The sequence below is a fragment of the Corynebacterium sp. HMSC072A02 genome (assembly GCF_001810085.1).
Taxonomy (GTDB): domain Bacteria; phylum Actinomycetota; class Actinomycetes; order Mycobacteriales; family Mycobacteriaceae; genus Corynebacterium; species Corynebacterium hesseae.
Window position 1 is genome coordinate 1 of the sequence record NZ_KV799841.1, and the last position, 796, is coordinate 796.

A 796-nucleotide genomic window follows, 5' to 3' on the forward strand; every position below is an offset into this window, starting at 1 on the left:
CGCGCAGCATCTTCACGGTTGTGTACTTGGACAAGCATGTAGCCCAGTTTCCGGATTGCTTTATGCGCTGGGTGAATCGGGTTGCGGCTGATATCAGCAAAAGTGTTGCGCTGGACGTGGACTAAGCAGCGCTGGATGGCAACGTCGGGCCATTTAATGCGCAGTGCCTTGAGCGCTCCGCCTGACCCGTCGGTGGTGACGATGAGTGGTTGCGCGATTTTGTCGAGCAGTTTCAGGTACTCGTATGAGCTTTCACGCAAGCACCAGTGCCAGGCGATGACGTGTGTTTCGGTGCAGGCTACCAGCAGGCATTTCTTGTGGAAGTAGGTGCCGTCGATAAAGACCTGGTCATAAACACGATAGGGGTCAGTAGCGGTTGGCACGGTGATAAACCACAGCAGCTTGAACCACCGGGTCAAAGTCCGCCTTGTTACCCCAAGGCGTTTGGCTAAATGGTCTGCAGATTCCCCGGAGAGGATCCAGTCAATAAAGATTTTGAAGTGCCGAATCTCGCTGGTGTGTGCGCGGGTATTAATCGATGAAACGTTGCACTGAGGACACAACCAGCGCTGGGTTCCTGCCGCGGTCTTGCCGTTCTTAACCAGTCCATGGCCGCACATGTCACACGACGGCCGATTCCTATTAGCCATAGGAATTGGCCTTACCGCACCAGCAGCAGTCCTCCTATCACAGACCTAGGACTATCCGGTGTTGATTTCACAGATCGGGCCGTTGGAACCGATTCAAAATCAAGATCACCGTATTATCCCAGGCTGCCCCGGGAATCCGTATCGGT

Annotated in this window: 1 pseudogene; it reads right to left on the bottom strand. The window is 54.3% G+C overall.

Annotated features, from left to right (window positions below):
- Positions 1–650 (bottom strand): annotated as a pseudogene (locus tag HMPREF2698_RS04750) (IS256-like element ISCau1 family transposase); the annotation flags it as partial.
- Between the last annotated feature and the right edge of the window lie 146 nt (positions 651–796).